Consider the following 21,376-nt stretch of genomic DNA (forward strand, 5'->3'; position numbering starts at 1 on the left):
AAGCTACTATAACAACTATAAAAAATATAACATGATTTTTAACTGGTTTAAAATATTTATATATCATTTGAAGCAAAACAAATTGTTTTCGTTTTTAAATATCCTTGGATTAAGCATTGGAATTGCCGGAGTGATTTTCGCCATTTTATACTGGAATAACGAAAATGCCTACGATCAATGGAATCCTGAAAAAGATAACGTCTATGAGGTTTTGAATAAAATTGGAGCAACAGGAGATACCTGGGCCTCCAGCAGTATTCCTTTCGGAAAAACCTGTAAAGCAACAATTCCCGAAATAGAATCGATCTGTTTTTTTAATTCCTGGTATAGCAATGATATGATTAAATATCAGGGGCAAAAATTCTTTCACAAAAAAATTGCTGTTTCCGACAATGGCTTTTTTGATATGTTTCCGCTACCTATCGTAAAAGGAGCCAAAACCAATATTCTGAAAGAGAAAAACAGTGTGGCGTTATCAGAAGAAACAGCAAAATTACTTTTTAAGAACGAAGACCCAATTGGAAAATCAATTACCTATAATTACAAAGATTACACGGTAAAATCGGTTTATAAAATTGTAGCTCCCTCGGCTTTTGAACCCAATTACGTTTTTAGCGGAGTTACCCGTGATGGCGACGAGCAAAGTTGGGGCAACTTTAATTATGGCTTAATGATTAAAGTTAAAAAAGGAGCTGATATTGCAACTGTTTTAAAGAAAATACAAAATGTAGATTACGTTAACCGAACTTTAAAAGATGCAAAAGCCAACGGACAGACTCCGGAACAGTATGTAAAAGAAAATGGACAGACAACTGTAATATTAGATAAATTAAGCGATACCCGTTTGCACGGTACAAAATCGTCACAGGGAGCAAATCTTCCGGAAGGAAAAGGAAATCTGCAATTGCTTTACATTATGGTCGGTCTCTCTATTTTGATTCTGGCGCTTTCTTTGGTCAATTACATCAATTTAGCGACAGCTTCAGCAATAAAACGTGCCAAAGAAGTGGGTGTACGTAAAATTGTGGGAGCCACTAAAAAGCAGATCATTCTGCAGTTTATTTTCGAAACCGCGATAATAGTAGTTTTAGCCATTATTTTTGCTCTGGCAATTGTAGAACTTTCTCTTCCGTACTACAATACTTTTTTGAAAAAATCCCTGACCCTGAATGGCAATGAATTTTACCTGCAGCTCCTCTTTATAATTGGATTAGTAATCGTTCTTGCAGGTGTTTTTCCTGCCGTTTACATCTCAAATTTCGAAACACTTAAGGTTTTAAAAGGAAACTTCTCCAGAAGTAAAAGCGGTATCTGGATTCGAAATTCGATGCTTATTTTCCAGTTTGGTATTGCCACTTTTTTTATCATTGGTGCTTTAATCGTGAATTCACAGGTAAGTTATATGATGAATAAGGATCTTGGTTTTAGTGGAGATCAGGTTATTAAAATTCCTTTTAATTATCAGGAATACGACAAGAAATTCCTTAAATATCAAACCACAAAACAAGAACTTTTAAAAATGCCAGGGGTTACAGATGTATCCACCTTTGCCGGTTCTTTTGGAAATAGCACCAACTCCAGTTCAGGATTTACACACAATAGTATTTTTGTACAATCCCGAAATGTCGAAATGGATTTTGGTTTTCTCGATATGATGAAAATAAAAATTGTTCAGGGACGCGATTTATCTCCAAAATTTGCTTCGGATACCATTGACAATTGGCTGGTAAACGAAACTCTTGTTAAAACATTAGGTCTTAAAAACCCTATTAATACGGTTATAACATCGGGTTGGGGAAATGAAAAAGGAAACATGAAATTTAAAATCGTTGGTGTTGTAAAGGATTTTCACATCACGGGATTACAGGACAAAGTACCACCAATGGTTTTTATCAATCTTAAAACTTTAAAGTGGAATAATTATGATAATATTTATGTGAAAGTTTCTCCGAACAACTTAACCGAAACCTTATCAAAATTAGACAAATTCTGGGCGAAAAACATCAACCAAGACTATCCTTTTGAATACGAATTTGTCAATAAAGGCTTTGCCAGAACCTATCAGGAACAGGTAAAACAGAAAAATCTGTTTTTCATTTTAAATCTTGTAGTAATCATCATCGCCATTTTCGGATTGTTTGCTTTGGCGTCCTTTTCAATGGAACGAAGACTAAAAGAAATTGCCATTCGAAAAACATTGGGCGCTGAAACAGATGCTTTATTAAAAGAATTATCCAAGCAATATGTTGGCTTTTGTTTACTGGGATTTGTAATTGGCATCATTCCGGCATATATTTTGCTACAAAAATGGCTGGAAAACTTTGCCTTCCGAATTGGAGTCTCGGTAATTCCATTTAGTATCGCTTTGGCCTCTCTGCTGGCTTTAACGCTAATGATCGTTTTAGCAAAAGCCTATCAGGTAACAAAGATCGATATCTTAAAATATTTAAAATACGAATAAACTTGTAGACCATTTTTTTAAGAAACCCGCCAAATCATTACGATGTGGCGGGTTTCTTTTTCCTATTTCGAAACAACAGAATCTGAATACAATAACTTATCCAGTTGTTTATCCCTGTCGTAAACATCAGGGTAAAAACCAATTTCTCCATCATCGTTTACCCAGGCCGTAAAATATCCTATGTAAATTGGAATTTTGGTTTTCAGCATGCAGGTGGTTTCTTTTTCTCCACTCATTGCCTTATCAATTTTATCTACAGGCCAGTCCGGATTATCTTTTAAAATGGCAAGAGCTAAACTTTTTGCCTCCTTTACGTTAATACAGCCGTGACTGAAAATACGTTTTTCAAACTCAAATAAACTTTTGGCCGGAGTATCATGCAAATAAATATCATTGGGATTTGGAAACATAAATTTGACTAATCCCAAAGAATTTTTAGGCCCTGGTTTTTGTCTAACATTCCCTCCGTTCCACTCCATATTATGATCAGCCAGATAATTTTTATCTTCCGCCATTTTCAGTTTCAGCTCATTTTTAATGATACTCTGTGGAACGTACCAATACGGACTAAATACAATTCGATCCATATTACCACTGAAAATTACAGTCTCCGTCATTCGGGTACCTACAAAAACATCTGAGACCAGTTCGTATTTACCGTTTTTCACATAAATCAGCCTGAAAGAAGGAATATTAACCATCACATATTCACTGGCCTTTGCCAATGTTGTTGGTATCCATCTGCAGCGTTCCATATTCAACATGATCGTTTTAATACGATTCCCAATGGGTTCGTTCATTTGGTTGATATGATCACGGGTTATCGCATAATTCAATTTAAGCCCATATCTCTTTTTATACTTTAAAACTCCAGCCATCATTTCCTCATCATATAAATGACTTTTCGAGTCCTGTGCCAGATCACCAACCACAAACAAACGCTGTCTGATTTGTTGGACCGTTATACCGCTGTCAAAAGGTTTCAGGTCTTTATAATTAACACTATCAATATCAATTTTTGTCCACTTATTATTTTTTTCGATCGTTCTGTATCTTTTCAATACCGCTTTAAGCTTATAATATTGTCCAAATAAAAGATTTTCATCTTTGTTTAATCGGTCGGGATCAACCATAAGGGAATCCAATATTTTGGAATAAGAAATACTTTTTGCCGGAAGAAACCACCCTATTTTTTTTAGTGTTGCCGGATCAACTCCTGAATAGACATTGCTGGCATAAAACACATACATATTAGATAGTAAAAGTTCCGTATCAATCTGAGGAAGTTCGTTTGTGACATTTTCATTAAAAACGTCGTCTACCAAATCCATATAAGGCATGGTAGCTTTAATTCCCTGCTCATTAAGCAAGCGTACTTTGTGATACAGCAACGCCCCAAATTCGCTCACACTCTTATCGTCATACCAGATTGTTTTATATTCTTTTTTCTTGTAAAGATCCAGAACATCGCTTTGGTATTTTTTTAAATTGGGATACTTTTTGTAAAACTGATTGATTGATTCAGCATCAACAGCAATTTTAGAAAAATACTTTTTGGATGCCAAGACATTCTCAAGCCCCTTAACTTCATATTTTACAGTGCTCTCTTTGGAGAAAGATTCAATAGAAAACAGCAAAAAACTAACAATAATAATTACAGACAAAGAAGTAAAATTTCGCATATTTTTCAGATTTAAATTTTAGAAAATAAATTTTATTCAAAAAATACCAAAAACCTATAATTTACCCAAAGACAAGTTTTCACATACTTTTCAGAATAGTTAGGAATCGCAAATTTGGGGTACTCAAATATAGCTAAGATTATTGACATTTTAACGACCTTATTCTTAAATTTAACCTGATTTCATGTTATGCTTTCTATAAATATTTGCCTGTAAATACAATACGACTTATCCTTTTTTACATTCCGAAATCAAAAAAGGCCTATAAGAATCATTTTGACCAATCTCAATATCAATAAATACAATTTAAAAAGGGTTTGAATCCGAACATAATCTGTTATCTTTGCAGTCTGAAATCAGTTTAAATAAATACAATACTTTAAATCGATTTCAATCAATCGAAAATAGTCCATTAAAATGAAATTAGACAGAAAAGAAATTCTTAAAGCTCTAGAAACAATCACTATAGCCGGAGAAGGAAAAAATATGGTTGAAAGCGGCGCTGTTGCCAATGTTATTACTTTTGGTGATGAAGTTGTGGTAGACCTGGTGTTGCATACGCCGGCAATGCATATCAAAAAAAGAGCCGAAGATGATATCAAAAAAACAATTCATGAATTAGTATCTCCTGAAGCAAAAATAAAAGTAAATATTAAAGTAGAAACTCCGGAGAAAAACGAAATTAAAGGTCGTGCTATCCCTGGAATCAAAAATATTATTGCCGTTGCTTCCGGTAAAGGCGGAGTTGGAAAATCGACTGTTACTGCAAATCTTGCCGTAACACTTGCCAAAATGGGCTTTTCGGTTGGGGTTCTTGATGCCGATATATACGGACCATCAATGCCGATTATGTTTGATGTTGAAAACGAAAAACCGGTTTCGATTGTTGTTGACGGAAAATCAAAAATGAAACCTATCGAAAGCTACGAGATCAAAATACTTTCAATTGGTTTCTTTACAGCCCCAAGTCAGGCTGTAATATGGAGAGGTCCGATGGCTGCAAAAGCCCTGAACCAAATGATTTTTGATGCTGATTGGGGAGAATTAGATTTCATGCTAATCGATTTACCTCCGGGAACAGGAGACATCCACCTTTCGATCATGCAATCGTTACCAATTACAGGAGCTGTGGTAGTAAGTACTCCTCAGGCTGTGGCTTTGGCCGATGCTAAAAAAGGAGTGGCGATGTTCATGCAGGACAACATTAATGTACCTGTTTTGGGAATCATAGAAAACATGGCTTATTTTACACCAGCAGAATTACCTGATAATAAATATTATATCTTTGGACAAGAAGGAGCCAAAAATCTTGCCGAAGATTTAAATGTTCCTTTTTTAGGAGAAGTTCCAATTGTACAATCTATTCGTGAAGCTGGTGACTATGGTCGTCCGGCTGCTTTGCAAACTGCTTCGGCAATCGAAACCGTTTTTGAAGAAATTACCCGAAATGTTGTACAGGAAACCGTAAACAGAAACGATAGCTTACCAGCAACCGAAGCCATAAAAATTACAACTATGGCAGGTTGTTCAGCAGTAAAAAAGAATTAATATAATGAGATAATGGGAAAATTAGATAATTAGACAATGTATATAATTGTCCAATTATCTAATTGACAAATTTTCTAATTGATAAAATTATGACAACAGAAGAATTAACAAGCAACGTATTATTGGCTCTTGACGAGATCAGACCTTTTTTAAATTCTGACGGAGGAGACATTACGCTTATTTCGATAGACGATGACAAACACGTTAAGGTTCGTCTTGAAGGAGCATGCATCAGCTGCAGTGTAAATCAAATGACGCTAAAAGCGGGAGTTGAGACAACTATAAAGAAATATGCACCACAAATAGAAACTGTGGTTAATATAATGTAATAAAAAACATAATTTTTCTCAGCATTTCGATTTTATCGATTTAACAAGAATAATAGCGCTTTGTATGGTTTGATTTGTAATTTCACAAAAAAACAATATTAATTAAGCGAGTTATTGCGTATTTAGCAAAAAATAATACAAATATTTAAGAGTTTTAGTTAAGGAATTGTGACATATTTATCTAAATTTGTGACATAACCCTTAAATCTTAAATTTTATGAAGAAGTATTACGCTCTTTTTTTATTATTATTTTGTGTTTCTGTAAACTATGCGCAACAAACCACTCAGACGCTAGTTGTTGATAAAGCCTGGCTAAATGAATCTGAAGAATGGTCAGATTTTAAGTACGCTGGTCAGATTGTATTTTCGACTAACGCAAATGACGAAGAAGGAAGTCTTAGAATAGGAAACTATGATTTTCTGTTTGACATCTGTGGCGGAAAAGCAAAATTTGCCAACAAAGCCACCTATAGTGTTGCACAATTTTCGCACCCAAGAAAAGTATCTGTTACAACAGACAAACAAGGAGTGATGAATTCAACGTATGAAGGTACTTTAGTCTTTCAATCTGATAAAGATTATTATTCCGTAATTGCTATAGTTACAATATTGGAGAAAAACGGAAATATCCTTGGTGTAAAAATGCACCTTAAAGAAGGCAATAAAAAAGAATACGCATTTAGTATCAAAAACAGTTAATATAATTAAGGATTTTTTCACGTTATAAAATCCGAATCAGTAAAATTCCACTAATTAAAATGGATGTATTAATAAAGATTAAAGATCGAGAAGGAGTTATACACGAGTTACAAGCTCCAACTGATATGGCAATGAATATAATGGAGTTGTGCAAAGCATACGAGCTTCCTGTTGAAGGAACCTGTGGCGGAATGGCCATGTGTGCTTCCTGCCAATGTTATGTTTTAAATGATGTTGCGTTACCAGAAATGGGAGATGAAGAAGAAGCCATGCTGTCGGAAGCATTTTATGTTAAATCAAATAGCCGCTTAGGTTGTCAGATTCCAATTACTACTGAATTAGAAGGTCTGGAATTAGAACTAGCCCCGGAATATTAAAACACAAAAAAAGCGAGAATTAAAATTCTCGCTTTTTTTATGAGTTGTAATGCTGTATCAATTAAAGATTATGCTTGTAACTCGCCCGGATCAAAAGGTTCAAATTCTCTTTCCGAAAATGCTTCTGTTAGAATTCCTGACGAACACAGCCAGGTTATAGCTTCTTCAAGTGTATTTCCTGCTTTGTAGATCAGTTCGCTATGCCTTGGCAAAATAAAATATTCATTCTTAAAAAGAATAATTTCATCGCCATCATAAGTATCCCCTATTCTAACAGCATTCAAAACTTCTTCTTTGGTGAGCACCTCTTTTCCTTCGTCCCAGAACCAATACTCTGCTATACGGCTTCTCCATTCTTCCAAGGTTAGTATTATCGTTTCGGGAAGATAGATCCGCACGTAAGTCCCACCAAGTATTCCACTCCCAAATTCTGAAACATATGCTTTGTAATCTTCATCAAAAGCAATATTTAAGGTTTTCTCACAAGCCAGAATCTCTTCTTCATCGGCCACGAACAAATCGGTCTTATTAGTCTTGTAATTGGGTATTATTTTATAATTATTGAAGTTCATCCCTTTTTGTTTTTCTACTAGCTAAAATAATACTTTTTACTTCGAAATTTAACTATTCTTAAATTGAAATTTCACTCTTTCCAACCTCTCCTGTGCAAGCTGCAAATCATCGTCATGATCCATACATAATAAAAGAAACGAATCACTCTTCGGTATGCTTTTAAAAACATCTGAGTTTTCAAACTCAAGTAAACATTCGCAAAATAACTCCATTAAACTCTCTTTAAATTGATTCCAATACTTATAATCATCATCAGGAAAATTATTGAATATCTGATTCAATTGCTCTTCAGACAGTACATTTATCGTTTCAAAACACTGATACTCCCAATCCCCTGTATTATATTTTATATCATTTATTCCTTCATCAGAATTATACTTTTCGGAAAAACTTCCGTTTTGGTAATGATGCAGGGTTTCCTCGAAATCTGACAATGTGTTAAAACACAAACTCAGCTCTGCATACTCTGCATTACAATCATAAGCAAAAGCATAGAACTCAAGTGCAGGATTCTCTCTTAAAAATGCCTTTACTCCCTGAATTGTAAAATCAATTATCTGTTTTTTTTATTTTCAGTTTATCCATAGAAATAAAATTTCAAATCATATACAATCAACAGCACCCATTCCTTAATTTAACATTTTACCAATCTCTAGTTGCTATTAGCTCTTCTGTGTCAGCATCTTTAAAGCCATATGAAAATGCAATAAATTCAAAATCTCTACCTATACAATCTCTTGCAACAGTTTCTATTTCACTGTCATTTTCATCGAAATCTTCCTGTAAATCATTGAATTTATCTGTTGCAGAATGTGTCAGTTTGTACAACCCTCCTAAGTCTTTTGGATTTTCTTCTTCAATCTGAAAACATAAGTCAATTAAAATTCTTTTACCTTTATCAACACATTTTTCAGGGAAGTATCTATCCTGATACATTTCGCTCAAGAATGAATAATTCTGCATCGTTTCGTTATTTAAACTTTTCTCGTCTTTTGCCATCTTTTACTTAATTATTTATTATTAAAACTCCTTCCCACTATTATAGCTAAAATTTCTATATCCATATCCACAGAATCAGCGTTCATTATCATCTTTTTTAATACTTTTCCCATTGTTCAAAACGTGAATCTATAATTGGTTTTAATGAATTATAATTCTCCCAAGTGTTTTCAACATGATAAAAAGATTCATATTCAAACCCTTTTTTTTCTGCTTCCTTATCAAAATGTTTTGCATAATCGTCACAGTATGCTCCAAATTTTTTCGCAAAATTCGATTCATCTTCATAATAAGCTTTAGCAAATGCATTTCCTATATCATTAAGATCATACTGGGTAAATTTTTCGTCACAATTGCTAATCAGAAATTCAGCTCCTGTCAATTCTCTATTTTTCACAGCATCAATTTCCTCTTCTGAACCTTCCAAATGCTCCTCAGACAAGAGATCATGGTCTATGCACCATGTTAAAAACATACCTATATGAGTTGAAGCGTTTTCATCAGGTAATCCATCCGGGTAATCACCTCCATAATGCCAGGAGGCATCATCATACTTTGCCATACTTTGTTATTTTATAAATTTATGAATTACAAACCTAATTATAAAAAATAAATTCAATCACTCAAATAAGCCATAAGACTATTACAATAAGACTTTTAACACAATACAAGAAAAACGCAACTACATTACTTTAATGACATTATTCAGTAGAATTGCTTTACGGTTTCAATTTCTCCTGTTTCTGTATCTACAAATAAATACACACTTCCATCATCATGAAAGTGATTACAATTTTTAATATCAAATTGACCTAGAAAAAATAAAGGTTTGTCATTTTTAATTATCCAATCGGGACTTTGTATCCATTTTGGTGGTTTACTTTGAAACTTAAAAAGGCTAGCAAAATTATTTTTAATTTTCTCTTTCTGTTCTTTTTTGGTTAAACTTTTATCTTGTGGCAAAATATACTTTTCAATAAAAGAAGAACAAGCATCAATGTATTTGGGTTCAGAAACCGAAATTAAATCAAATTCATCCGAATATCCTTTAAACTCCGAAAATGTAATATTCTTTCTCTCTAAAAACAGCTGTACAAAACCATGAGCATTCAGCCTTCCTGCATAGTTATTGTAATTAATCTCAGCTAAATAAAGAAACGGAGTTGTGTTCTTAATATACGTGTTTTGCCAGTTCAAACCTGAACCTAAAAGAACTTCTTCTAATTTTTTGTTGGTATAAATCTGGCTTTCAAAATCCCTAACTCCAAGAGTCCCTTCTGCGAAATCTCTTAAAATTTTTATTCCTTCATTTTCATCACATCTCATATCCATTTCAATCTCATAATTTAATTACCCTCTTAAACATTTATTTAAATAACAAAAATAATTCTAATGATTAAATCCAATCACTCAAATAAGCCATAAGAATATCGTAATAAGACTTTTAGCATAATACAAAAAAACCGCAACTGCATTACTGCAATTACGGTTTTCTCTCTATAACAATTTTATTTAATCTCTGTTTATACCAAACCAGCTGCAATTAAGTATTCAGCGATTTGAATCGTGTTGGTTGCAGCTCCTTTTCTTAGGTTATCAGCAACAATCCATAGGTTTAAAGTATTTGGCTGGCTTTCGTCACGACGAATTCTACCAACAAAAACATCATTTTTACCTTCTGCGTATAATGGCATTGGATAGGTAAAGGTATCTAAATTATCCTGTACTACTACTCCATCAGTATTGTGCAGAATTTCACGAACTTCGTTTACATCAAAGTCATTCGTAAACTCAACATTTACAGCCTCACTATGTCCGCCAACAACCGGTACGCGAACCGCTGTAGCTGTGACTCTGATCGTGTTATCCCCAAGAATCTTTTGAGTCTCACGAACTAATTTCATTTCTTCTTTAGTATATCCGTTTTCTTCAAAGCTGTCGCAATGTGGAATAGCATTTCTGTGAATTGGGTACTTGTAAGCCAGTTCTCCCTGAACTCCAGCATACTCATTTTCCAATTGTCTTACCGCTTTTACACCAGTTCCAGTGATTGATTGATAAGTAGAAACGATAACTCTTTTAATATTGTATTTTCTATGCAATGGAGCCAAAGTCAACACCATTTGAATGGTTGAACAGTTTGGGTTTGCAATAATTTTATCTTCTTTGGTTAAAGTCGAAGCATTGATTTCCGGAACTACCAATTTCTTAGTCGGATCCATTCTCCATGCCGAAGAATTATCAATAACAGTTGTTCCGGCTGCAGCAAATTTTGGTGCCCATTCCAGTGAAGTCTCTCCTCCAGCCGAAAAAACAGCAATATCAGCTTTCATATCAACTGCTGTTTGCAATCCTACCACTTTATATTTTGTTCCTTTATACTCGATTTCTTTTCCTACTGATTTCTCAGAAGCTACCGGAATTAACTCTGTAACAGGAAAATTTCTTTCTGCTAAAACTTTAAGCATTACTTCGCCAACCATACCAGTGGCACCTACGACTGCTATTCTCATTTTTATATGTTTAGTATGAATTAATTTATTTTATTATGCAAAAGTATACATAATAAAAGTCAAAACAACGCCCTTCACAAAAAATAACAAAATGTTACAAAACAAACAAATAGTAAAAAAAACCGCCCCAATTAAGGAACGGTTTAGTTAGACTTAGTGTAGCGGAATTATTTTTTAAGCAAATCTCTAATTTGCGTAAGTAACTCTTCTTGAGTTGGTCCGGCAGGTGCCGCAACCACAGTTTCTTTTTTCTTAGCTTTTTCAGCGGCTCTTAGTACAACAAATACAAAAAACGATATAATCACAAAATTAATTATCGCCTGAACCAAATTTCCATACGTAATTACTGCAGCCCCGGCGGCTTTAGCAGCAGCTAAATTTGGATACGTATTACCATCCAGCGTAACAAATTTTTGAGTAAAATCTATTCCTCCTGTAAGTAAACCAACAACTGGCATAATAATATCGTCTACAGCAGAACCTACTATTTTTCCAAATGCGCCACCAATAACGACTGCTGTCGCTAAACTAAGCACATCACCTTTTAGCAAAGAAGCTTTAAAATCTGCAAAAAATCCCATAATCGATTATTTTAGTTTATACTTAATTGATCTCGAAAATACATAATTTTCCTGACAATTTGTTAAGATTATCTAAAAAACACTCTTTTTACCCGTTGCGAGATGCTGGTCATGATTTCATAGGGTATTGTTTTTAAGGCTGTTGCCATTTCGGTAACTGTTGGATTTTCGCCAAAAATGATTACAGAATCTCCTTCTTTACAATCAATCTCGCTTACATCTACCATGAGCATATCCATACAAACACTTCCTAAAATAAATGCTTTTTGATTCTTAATAACGACATAACCTACCTGATTACCCCATAAACGTGAAATTCCGTCTGCATATCCAATAGGAATTGTAGCGATTCTGGTTTCTTTTTCTGCCATGAAGCGGCGTCCGTAACCAACGCTGTCTCCTGCCGGAATTGTTCTTACCTGAGAAATAATCGATTTTAACGTTCCCACATTTTCGAGGTACTTCTGTTCGGCAGGATCGTTTGATACACCATACAAACCAATGCCCAAGCGCACCATATTGTATTGCGCACCCGGAAAGTTACTTATTCCGGAAGTGTTCAAAATATGGCGAATAGGATTGATATTTAAGGCTGTAATTAATTTTACCGACAAGGTCTCAAACAAGCGAATCTGAGATCGCACAAAATCGAAATGCCTTTCCTCATCGCTTGTTGACAAATGCGAAAGCACACTTTTTACTTTTACAGTCGAATTCCCTCTCAGTGTTTCAATTAATTCGTCTAAAGTGTTTTCTTCAAAACCCAGACGATGCATTCCCGTATCCAGTTTTATGTGAATCGGGAAGTCTTTTAGATTCTTTTCTCTGGCAATTTTTAAAAAAGCTTTTAGTCCCTTAATACTATATATTTCGGGCTCTAAATGGTATTGTATAATTGAAGGGAAGCTGGTCGATTCCGGATTCAGAACCATGATTGGCAGTTTTATTCCGCCGTTTTTAAGTGAAATTCCTTCATCGGCGAATGCCACTCCCAAATAATCTACCTTGTGATGTTCGAGCAATTTGGCAATTTCCAATCCTCCGTTTCCATAACCAAAGGCCTTGACCATTACCATCAGCTTAACGTTTGCCGCTAATTTCGATTTATAATAATTGAGATTGTGACTAATCGAATTCAGGTTAATCTCCAGAATCGTTTCGTGGGTTTTCTCTTCCAGCAACGATACAATTTCTTCAAACTGAAATGACCTTGCTCCTTTGATTAAAATGGTTTCATTTTCGAAGTTCAGACTTTCAATTTCTGCTATAAATTCGGCTGTATTCTGAAAAGTGGTACAGTTCGAAAATTTAGCAGCAAAGGAAGAAATGGTTGATCCGATGCCTATTACTCGGTTTATTTTATTGTCCGCAATTAACTGTGCTACTTTTGTATACAATTCTTCATTAGAAAATCCGCTTTGAAAGATATCCGACAGAATAACCGTTTTTGAGGCATTTTTTTTCTGCTGGCTTTCTAAAAAATCCAGTGCTATTTTGAGTGACTGGAAGTCTGAACTGTAACTATCGTCGATAATACTACAATTGTTGATTCCGTTTTTAACCTCAAGACGCATTTGTACGGGATACAGATTTTGAAATCGATTTTGAATGGTTTCTGCATCGTACTTTAGGTAAAGCATAACCAATAAACAGGAGATCGCATTTTCTATGGAGGCTGAATCACTGAATGGGATTTCTAAATCGAAAATTTCATTCCCGTAACGGGCCTGAATACTCGTTGTTTCGTCTTCATTAACTCGCTTCACCACAAAAACATCTGCCGATTCGTCGGTAAAACTCCACGAAAAAAGTACTCTTTCTGATGAAAAATATTCCTGATTTAACTTTACCAGACATTCATCTACAAGTTTATTATTCTGATAGATAATAACAGCTGCATTCTTAAACAGTAGTAATTTTTCATCGATTTTTTCTTCCAGATTTTTAAACCCCTCGTCATGTGCAGAACCGATGTTCGTTAAAACTCCAATATTAGGTTTAATGATTTTTTCGAGTTTCACCATTTCATTAACCGTCGATATTCCGGCTTCGAAAATACCCAGATTATGCTTTTCATTAATTGCAATTACTGACAATGGAACACCCACCTGAGAGTTATAACTTTTAGGGCTTCGGATAATATTATAGTCCGGACTCAGCAGGAAATTCAACCACTCCTTTACGATCGTTTTACCGTTGCTTCCTGTTAATCCGATAATAGGAAAGATAAACAGATCGCGATAATATCCTGCAAATTCCTGTAAAGCCTGTAACGTATTTTTGACTACTAAAAAACTAGCTTTCCCTTTTACATTCTCGGGAATATACTGTACTACAAAATTTTGAACTCCTTTTTCTATAAGTTCTTCTATATATAAATGAGCATCATTATTAACCCCTGACAGGGCAATAAACAAAGTTTTAGATCCGTTTTGTAAAGAACGGCTGTCGATCGAGATATGATCGACAAAAACATCAGAATCTGAACCAGTCCATTGGGCTTCGAGAACCGGAATCAGGCTTTTTATATTTATGCTCATTAAGATTTTCTTTTTGTCAAATTTAAAAAAAGGTTCGCCAGCAAGTTCACAAATTTTCACTAATTATTTGTGGTGATTTTTACCACCGAAAAATAAAATCGTTAGCCACGAATTGCACATTTTTTTGCTAATCCTTTCCGGTTATTTTTTACGCAGATTTTTTCATATCCAATAAATCGATCTGCTTTAAACAAGTACCTGTCGCATTTAAAAAATAGGGCACAAATTAAAATTTGTGCTAATTCGCGCAATTCGTGGCAAAAAAATATTATTTAGTTATATTTGTTCAACACCTAAAATTACTGTGCTTTGAAAAGAATTCTGCCTATATTCTCTTATATCTTTCATCCAATTTTTGTATCGATGTACGCCACCCTGTTTTACCTTTTTTGCAAGCAGGATCTTTTTAGTACTCAGGAAAAATATTTTGTGTTATTTCAGATTCTGATTATCACTATTCTGGTCCCAATATTGTTCTTCCTTTTGCTTCGTTCAACAGGACATGTAGATTCTGTTATGATTCATGAAACCTCGCAACGTAAAATCCCTCTGATTTTACAGTGTTTTTTATATATTTTACTAGTAAAACGAAGCATTATCATTACGCGATATCCTGAACTGCATTTCTTTTTTCTGGGCGCTTTGTTTAGTACTATACTGGCTCTGGTTTGCTCATTGTTTAAAATAAAAGCAAGTTTACACATGATGGCCCTCAGCGGATTCACCATTTTTGTAATTGGACTAAACATCCATCTTCAGATGCAAAATCCTTACTGGAGTGCTTTCCTGATTTTAATGACGGGAATTGTCGCTTCATCACGCCTAGAAATGGAAGCGCATTCGCCTAATGAATTGGTAATGGGAACTTTTATTGGAATTTTACCGCAGCTATTGTTTTTGTATTTGTGGTTATAAAATGTAGAATATCAATCCGGCATTAAGCGTTCTTACGTTAATATTTTGTCCGGAAACTGTTTTTACGTCTTTAAACAATGGACTTAATCCATAATTGAGATAAAGGTTCCAAGTGTTATACCCTACAGCCAGATATACGCTGTATTGCAATTTGTTTATATCCGGATTGTTCGAAATTTTATACGTTTCTTCCCCGGTATCTAAAATGGATTTGTTAGAGAATACATAGCTTAGTTTAAATCCGCTATAGATTCTCCAGAATTTAGTACTTTCATAAGTCGAATTTCTCCAGCGAAATTCTATTGGCAGATCAACCGAATATTGTTTGTATCTGTTGGACGAAATATCATTATAATCGGTTACTTCATAGGTCAAAGCTCCATCTGCCCCTTTGGCGATAGTTAGATTTTGATTATAATTCTGATAACTCAAACCCAAACCTGTAGCAATAGCAACGGTTCTGCTTTTATTGACTGGCATGTCACGCAGAAAACCGGCAGAAAGTCCGGCAGAAAATTTATTTTGTTTAAGCCCTTGCGGAATCTTTGTCAGAAGATTATAGGTAACCGAAAAATAAAACTGATCTTCCCGATACAAAGAATCGATTTTAACCGCAGGCTTCACTTCTGGCTTTACCTCCGGTTTAACTTCCTGGGCAAAAGAATTAAAAAACGATACTAAAAACAAACAACTAAAAAGTAATCGCATATCGTATTTTGGTTTTAAAGAGTTTTTCAAGTAAACGTTTTTTATAGTAGTTTTATTTCAATTACAAATAACCCGTTTGGTGTAATTCATTTTAACACATAGTGACATAGATTCTGTATTCCTAAAAAAGACGTTTCACTTCATTTAAATACACATATCTTACTATGTGAAAGAAATATATTTCTTTTTTTAATTCTATTTTTTACACTTAAAATCTATATTTCTATATGTTAAATCATTTTTTTGTTAATTACATCCAACGGTTTACAAATATAATATAATGCTAGTTCAGGATGCAATTTGAATGTAATTATTCGCTTTTCGATCCCTAAAAAATGCTTTTTCTAAACTTTTTTCAATGAATCGTTAACAGAATCCAAAAAATAAATCTATTTTTCTTCGATCTTTTATACCTTTGTCCGTAATGAAAAGAAAACAACTCATATTAAGTGTTTCTTTGGCCCTGATGGTATTGTTCTCAATATTCTTTCAGTCCATACACAGTTATGAGCATATTGTAAAGCAGCTTTCAGAAAAACAATGCCACCACGATTACAATGATCCAAGTGGTGAAATAACGCATCAGCACCATAATTATGACTTATGTTATGTTTGTCATTTTGCTTTTGGCAGTTATGTTGTTCCCGAAGAAATGGCGCTTCAGTTTCACCATTTCGATAACGAAATTCCCTATTTCTTTACGCTTTCCGAGAGAATCTTTTCATTTTCAGAAAGTGCCTATTTATTACGCGGACCTCCACAAGCTATAGTTTACTAAATTTCGAAATACACGAAATCAATTCTAAATCTTTTTATCTAATTCTAAAAAAATTAGTGGATTTCCCCATCCTGAAACTTTCAGGATCGGCAAGTTTTACAATTCATTTTAGTTTCTGATTGAGAGGCAAATTCAATTAACTATAGCATCATTTTCAAATGAAAAAACTAATATTAGCCCTTATTTTAGGGTTTACGGGCATTCTTTCTGCTCAAAATTCGGTATCGGGAACTGTAATTGATCTTCAGAACAAACCCTTAGCCGGCGTATCTGTTTATGCAGCTGAACTACACAAAGGAACGACAACAGACGAAAACGGAAAATATGATTTTAAGAATCTTCCTAACGGGAGTTTCCGACTTTCTTTTACGCTTATCAGTTATACAACACAAAGCAAAACAATTACTAGATTACTAAAACAAAACACCTTAGATATCACACTTACCGAATCTGTTTTTGAAATGGACGAAGTGGTGGTTTCAACGCCTTTCAATAAATTGCAATCGCAAAACGTAATGAAAGTGGAACACGAAAGCATTAAAACATTACAGCAAAAAGGAACTTCAACTTTAATTGAAGGTTTGGCAACTATTCCTGGGGTTTCTCAAATTTCTACCGGAACTTCGATTGGGAAACCGGTAATTAGAGGTTTAAGCGGAAATCGCGTTTTAGTATATTCTCAGGGGGTTCGTATCGAAAACCAACAATTTGGAGACGAACACGGACTAGGCCTTAATGATGCCGGTATAGAAAGTGTTGAAGTAATCAAAGGACCTGCCTCTTTATTGTATGGCTCTGATGCTTTAGGTGGGGTCTTATATTTTAATCCTGAAAAATTTGCTGATGCAAATACGTTTAAAGCTAATTTCAGTCAAAAATATTTCACCAATACACAGGGAAGTAACTCTTCTATTGGCTTAAAAACTTCAACAGACAACTGGAAATTCTTAGCCAGAGGAAGTTTCAACACACACTCTGATTACAAAATTGCCGATGGCGACCGCGTTACAAATTCCCGCTATAATGAAACCGATTTTAAAACCGGAGTTGGATACAGCAACTCTAGTTTCTCAAGTGTTTTGCGTTACAATTACAACAAGCTCGACATTGGTATTCCCGAAGAAGGAATCGCAGAGCAGTCATCAAGCAAAAATACGATGTTCCCAAGACAAGGAATCTTCAATCATTTATTGAGTTTGAACAATGTGATCTTTTTTCAAAACTCTAAACTGGATGTCGATTTAGGCTACATTGCCAATGACAGAAGCGAATTTGAAGACAGTAATGTTGCTGCACTTCATATGAAACTGAATACTTTTAATTACAATGCCAAATATCATTTTCCAAAATTCGGTAAAATTGAAACGATTGTTGGAGTTCAGGGAATGCATCAGACTAATAAAAATTCTGGGGAAGAATATTTAATTCCGAATGCAACTACAAATGACTTTGGTGCTTTTGGAACTGCAAATTACGAATGGAATAATAATGTTTTACAAGCCGGATTACGTTTTGACAATCGAAAAGTAACTTCTGAAGCTCACGGTACCGAAGGTGAAGAAGGTTATTTTCTGCCTTTAGACCGTTCCTTTGATAGCTTTAATGCTTCTTTGGGATATAAAACCAAACTTGCAGAACCACTAACACTTCGATTGAATGTAGCAACAGGTTTCAGAGCGCCAAATTTAGCCGAGCTTACTTCAAACGGGGTTCACGAAGGAACAAACCGTTATGAAGTTGGAAATGCTGCTTTAAAAAACGAGCAAAACGTTCAAACTGATTTAAACTTAGAATATAAAAATACACACTTTGAGTTTTTCATCAACGGATTCTACAATCATGTGAACAACTACATTTATACTTCACCAACAGGCGAAGTACGTGATAACAACGATGTTTTTGCTTATGTTCAAAATGACGCCAAATTATACGGAGGTGAAGCAGGTTTACACTTTCACCCTCATCCGCTGGACTGGCTGCATTTTGAAACCAGTTTTGAAACGGTAACCGGTAAAAAACAAAACAATGATTACCTGCCTTTAATTCCAGCTAATAACTGGAATAATACTTTACGAACTGAGTTCAAAATCAAAAATTGGTTTGAGGAAGGTTATGCTTCTCTAAATGTTTCTTCTACTTTTAGCCAAAATAATGTAAGTGGTTTTGAAACTGCTTCAAAAGGATATACTTTAGTGAATTTAGGTTTTGGTGGAACAGTAAAACTGGGTAAACATGCTTTTGATGTTAACTTAAACGGAAACAATTTATTGGATAAAAAATATATTGCTCACCTGTCAAGATTAAAAACGGACGGCATACCAAATATAGGACGAAATATTGTTCTTGGAGTTAACTTCAACTTATAATTTTTAGTTTAACCGCAAAGCACGCAAAGCTTTTTATACATAGCAAAGTTTATCCAAACGCAAAGCACGCAAAGCTTTGCGGACTTTGCGTTTTCTAATAACTCCAATTAGAAAAAATCTTTGCGTGCTTTGCGGTTAAATACTTACTCATCTCACAAAAAACTTTATTTTTGCTATAACTGTTAAACACAAATTATGAAAAAAACATTTCTTCTAATGGCAATCACAACTGCAGGAATTTCGTTCGGGCAAGGCAAAATTCAGTATCCCGAAACTAAAAAAGGTGAAACTGTTGATGTGTATTTTGACACTAAAGTAAGCGATCCGTATCGTTGGCTTGAAGATGACAAATCAGCTGAAACAGCAGCCTGGGTGAAAGCTCAAAACGAGGTAACTTATGGTTATTTAGATAAAATTCCATTCCGCGATGAACTTAAGAAACGCATGGAAAAATTATGGAACTACGAGAAAATCAGTGCTCCATTTGTAGAAGGAAAATTTACGTATTATTCTAAAAATAACGGACTTCAGAATCAATCTGTAGTATATAGAAAAGGTAAGGACGGCAAAGAAGAGGCTTTCTTAGATCCAAATACTTTTTCTAAAGACGGAACAACTTCTCTTGGTGGATTAAATTTCTCTAAAGACGGCTCAAAAGCTGCTTACGCTATTTCTGAAGGAGGAAGCGACTGGAGAAAAGTAATCATTATCGATGCTATCTCTAAAAAGGTTTTAGAAGATACTTTGGTTGATGTAAAATTTAGCGGTGTTTCATGGCATGGCAACACTGGATTCTACTACTCCAGTTACGACAAACCAAAAGGAAGCGAATTATCCGCAAAAACCGATCAGCATAAATTGTATTTCCACAAACTTGGAACTTCTCAAAAAGAAGACAAAGTTATCTATGGAGCCGATCAGAAACGCAGGTATATAGGTGGCTATGTTACCGAAGATGACAAATACCTGGTAATTTCTGCTGCCAATTCTACTTACGGAAATGAGTTATTCATTAAAGACCTTACGAAAGTGAATAGTCCGATTGTAACTATTGTAGACAATTTTAACAGCAACAATCAGATTATCGAGAATGAAGGAACTAAATTGTTTATCGAAACAGACTTAAAAGCACCAAACACACGTGTGGTTACGGTTGATGTAAGCAATCCAAAACCTGAAAACTGGAAAGATTTCATCAAAGAAACTAAGGACATCTTGTCTCCTTCAACCGGTGGAGGATTCTTCTTTGCCAATTATACCAAAGATGCTGTTTCGTTTGTACAACAGTACGATTACAATGGAAAATTAATCCGCGAAATCAAACTTCCGGCAGTAGGAACTGCAGGCGGATTTGGAGGAAAAGAAGAAGAGAAAACTTTATACTATAGCTTTACAAATTACACAACTCCGGGAACAATTTATTCTTTCGAACCAAAATCCGGGAAGTCTGAAGTATATGAAAAACCGAAAGTTGATTTTAAAAGCGAGGATTACGAATCAAAACAAGTATTCTACACTTCAAAAGACGGTACAAAAATCCCGATGATTATCACGTATAAAAAAGGATTAAAATTAGACGGTAAAAACCCAACAATGCTTTATGGATATGGTGGATTCAACGTTAGTTTAACTCCAAGTTTCAGTATTGCAAATGCCGTTTGGTTAGAAAACGGAGGGGTCTATGCTGTTGCCAATCTAAGAGGCGGTGGTGAATATGGTAAAAAATGGCACGATGCCGGAACTAAATTGCAAAAGCAAAATGTGTTTGACGATTTTATTGCTGCAGGCGAATATTTGATTGCGCAAAAATACACTTCTTCTGATTTCCTTGCCATTCGCGGAGGCTCTAACGGAGGTCTGTTAGTTGGAGCAACCATGACACAGCGTCCTGATTTGATGAAAGTTGCTTTACCGGCTGTTGGTGTAATGGATATGTTACGTTATCATACCTTTACTGCTGGTGCAGGTTGGGCTTACGATTACGGAACTTCTCAGGACAATAAAGAAATGTTTGAATACCTTAAAGGATACTCTCCGGTACAAAACGTAAAAAAAGGTGTTCAGTACCCTGCAACTATGGTAACAACTGGTGATCATGATGACCGTGTAGTTCCTGCACACAGTTTTAAGTTTGCTGCCGAATTACAAGACAAACAAACCGGAAGCAACCCAGTTTTAATTCGTATTGATGTAAAAGCAGGTCATGGAGCAGGTAAATCTGTTGCCGCAAGTATTCAGGAAAGCGTAGACATCCAAGCGTTTACACTTTACAATATGGGTTTTAAAGCTTTACCTAAAAAGTAATA

General features: G+C 34.8%; 19 protein-coding genes. 9 read left to right on the forward strand and 10 right to left on the reverse strand.

Going from position 1 to position 21,376, the window contains the following annotated elements; translation table 11 throughout:
• The first annotated feature begins 31 nt into the window (after positions 1-31).
• A complete protein-coding gene (locus FLA105534_RS04470) occupies positions 32-2,461 on the forward strand; it encodes an ABC transporter permease (RefSeq protein WP_173964836.1) in 2,430 nt (809 codons plus the stop codon).
• 62 nt (positions 2,462-2,523) lie between these two features.
• Here FLA105534_RS04470 and FLA105534_RS04475 read toward each other — a convergent pair whose 3' ends face one another.
• Positions 2,524-4,143, reverse strand: a complete 1,620-nt coding sequence (locus tag FLA105534_RS04475; protein ID WP_173964837.1) for a L,D-transpeptidase family protein — start codon at positions 4,141-4,143, stop codon at positions 2,524-2,526.
• A 417-nt stretch (positions 4,144-4,560) separates the two neighbouring features.
• On the opposite strand from FLA105534_RS04475, the gene FLA105534_RS04480 reads away from it, so the two are divergent.
• From FLA105534_RS04480 to FLA105534_RS04495, 4 genes are all read left to right on the forward strand, one after another.
• The gene (locus FLA105534_RS04480) at positions 4,561-5,691 is read left to right on the forward strand and encodes an Mrp/NBP35 family ATP-binding protein (RefSeq protein ID WP_173964838.1); all 1,131 of its coding nucleotides are present in this window, start codon (positions 4,561-4,563) and stop codon (positions 5,689-5,691) included.
• A gap of 89 nt (positions 5,692-5,780) precedes the next feature.
• Positions 5,781-6,020 (forward strand): NifU family protein, encoded by a 240-nt coding sequence (locus FLA105534_RS04485; RefSeq protein ID WP_026982674.1) that lies wholly within the window; start codon positions 5,781-5,783, stop codon positions 6,018-6,020.
• A gap of 217 nt (positions 6,021-6,237) precedes the next feature.
• Positions 6,238-6,720: a hypothetical protein gene (locus tag FLA105534_RS04490; protein WP_173964839.1), complete on the forward strand. Its 483-nt coding sequence runs from the start codon at positions 6,238-6,240 to the stop codon at positions 6,718-6,720.
• Positions 6,721-6,779: 59 nt separating this feature from the next.
• On the forward strand, positions 6,780-7,097 hold the full coding sequence (locus tag FLA105534_RS04495) for a 2Fe-2S iron-sulfur cluster-binding family protein (RefSeq protein ID WP_026982672.1): 318 nt from the start codon (positions 6,780-6,782) through the stop codon (positions 7,095-7,097).
• 68 nt (positions 7,098-7,165) lie between these two features.
• Here FLA105534_RS04495 and FLA105534_RS04500 read toward each other — a convergent pair whose 3' ends face one another.
• From FLA105534_RS04500 to FLA105534_RS04535, 8 genes are all read right to left on the reverse strand, one after another.
• Positions 7,166-7,669, reverse strand: coding sequence for an SMI1/KNR4 family protein (locus tag FLA105534_RS04500; protein ID WP_173964840.1), 504 nt, complete (start codon positions 7,667-7,669; stop codon positions 7,166-7,168).
• 48 nt (positions 7,670-7,717) lie between these two features.
• A complete protein-coding gene (locus FLA105534_RS04505) occupies positions 7,718-8,227 on the reverse strand; it encodes a DUF4303 domain-containing protein (RefSeq protein WP_173964913.1) in 510 nt (169 codons plus the stop codon).
• An 85-nt stretch (positions 8,228-8,312) separates the two neighbouring features.
• Positions 8,313-8,669, reverse strand: a complete 357-nt coding sequence (locus FLA105534_RS04510; protein WP_173964841.1) for a DUF5713 family protein — start codon at positions 8,667-8,669, stop codon at positions 8,313-8,315.
• A gap of 97 nt (positions 8,670-8,766) precedes the next feature.
• On the reverse strand, positions 8,767-9,231 hold the full coding sequence (locus tag FLA105534_RS04515; protein WP_173964842.1) for a DUF7832 domain-containing protein: 465 nt from the start codon (positions 9,229-9,231) through the stop codon (positions 8,767-8,769).
• Positions 9,232-9,374: 143 nt separating this feature from the next.
• The gene (locus FLA105534_RS04520) at positions 9,375-10,001 is read right to left on the reverse strand and encodes a hypothetical protein (RefSeq protein WP_173964843.1); all 627 of its coding nucleotides are present in this window, start codon (positions 9,999-10,001) and stop codon (positions 9,375-9,377) included.
• A 191-nt stretch (positions 10,002-10,192) separates the two neighbouring features.
• The gene (locus tag FLA105534_RS04525; RefSeq protein WP_173964844.1) at positions 10,193-11,182 is read right to left on the reverse strand and encodes an aspartate-semialdehyde dehydrogenase; all 990 of its coding nucleotides are present in this window, start codon (positions 11,180-11,182) and stop codon (positions 10,193-10,195) included.
• Positions 11,183-11,349: 167 nt separating this feature from the next.
• Positions 11,350-11,763 (reverse strand): large conductance mechanosensitive channel protein MscL, encoded by a 414-nt coding sequence (gene mscL, locus FLA105534_RS04530; protein WP_173964845.1) that lies wholly within the window; start codon positions 11,761-11,763, stop codon positions 11,350-11,352.
• Between the two features lie 68 nt (positions 11,764-11,831).
• The gene (locus tag FLA105534_RS04535) at positions 11,832-14,303 is read right to left on the reverse strand and encodes a bifunctional UDP-N-acetylmuramoyl-tripeptide:D-alanyl-D-alanine ligase/alanine racemase (protein WP_173964846.1); all 2,472 of its coding nucleotides are present in this window, start codon (positions 14,301-14,303) and stop codon (positions 11,832-11,834) included.
• A gap of 309 nt (positions 14,304-14,612) precedes the next feature.
• Here FLA105534_RS04535 and FLA105534_RS04540 point away from each other — a divergent pair, with 309 nt between their 5' ends.
• On the forward strand, positions 14,613-15,218 hold the full coding sequence (locus tag FLA105534_RS04540) for a hypothetical protein (RefSeq protein ID WP_246253163.1): 606 nt from the start codon (positions 14,613-14,615) through the stop codon (positions 15,216-15,218).
• On the opposite strand, the gene FLA105534_RS04545 is transcribed toward FLA105534_RS04540, so the two are convergent.
• Complete coding sequence (locus tag FLA105534_RS04545; protein WP_173964915.1) at positions 15,213-15,926, reverse strand: porin family protein; 714 nt, start codon at positions 15,924-15,926, stop codon at positions 15,213-15,215. The genes FLA105534_RS04540 and FLA105534_RS04545 overlap by 6 nt on opposite strands.
• Positions 15,927-16,350: 424 nt before the next feature.
• Here FLA105534_RS04545 and FLA105534_RS04550 point away from each other — a divergent pair, with 424 nt between their 5' ends.
• From FLA105534_RS04550 to FLA105534_RS04560, 3 genes are all read left to right on the forward strand, one after another.
• Positions 16,351-16,704 (forward strand): hypothetical protein, encoded by a 354-nt coding sequence (locus tag FLA105534_RS04550; protein WP_173964847.1) that lies wholly within the window; start codon positions 16,351-16,353, stop codon positions 16,702-16,704.
• A gap of 158 nt (positions 16,705-16,862) precedes the next feature.
• A complete protein-coding gene (locus tag FLA105534_RS04555) occupies positions 16,863-19,070 on the forward strand; it encodes a TonB-dependent receptor (protein WP_173964848.1) in 2,208 nt (735 codons plus the stop codon).
• Positions 19,071-19,265: 195 nt separating this feature from the next.
• Entirely contained in the window at positions 19,266-21,374 is a 2,109-nt protein-coding gene (locus tag FLA105534_RS04560) for a prolyl oligopeptidase family serine peptidase (protein WP_173964849.1), read from the forward strand.
• The last annotated feature ends 2 nt before the right edge of the window (positions 21,375-21,376 follow it).

It is taken from the genome of Flavobacterium collinsii, from assembly GCF_902804485.1.
GTDB lineage: Bacteria > Bacteroidota > Bacteroidia > Flavobacteriales > Flavobacteriaceae > Flavobacterium > Flavobacterium collinsii.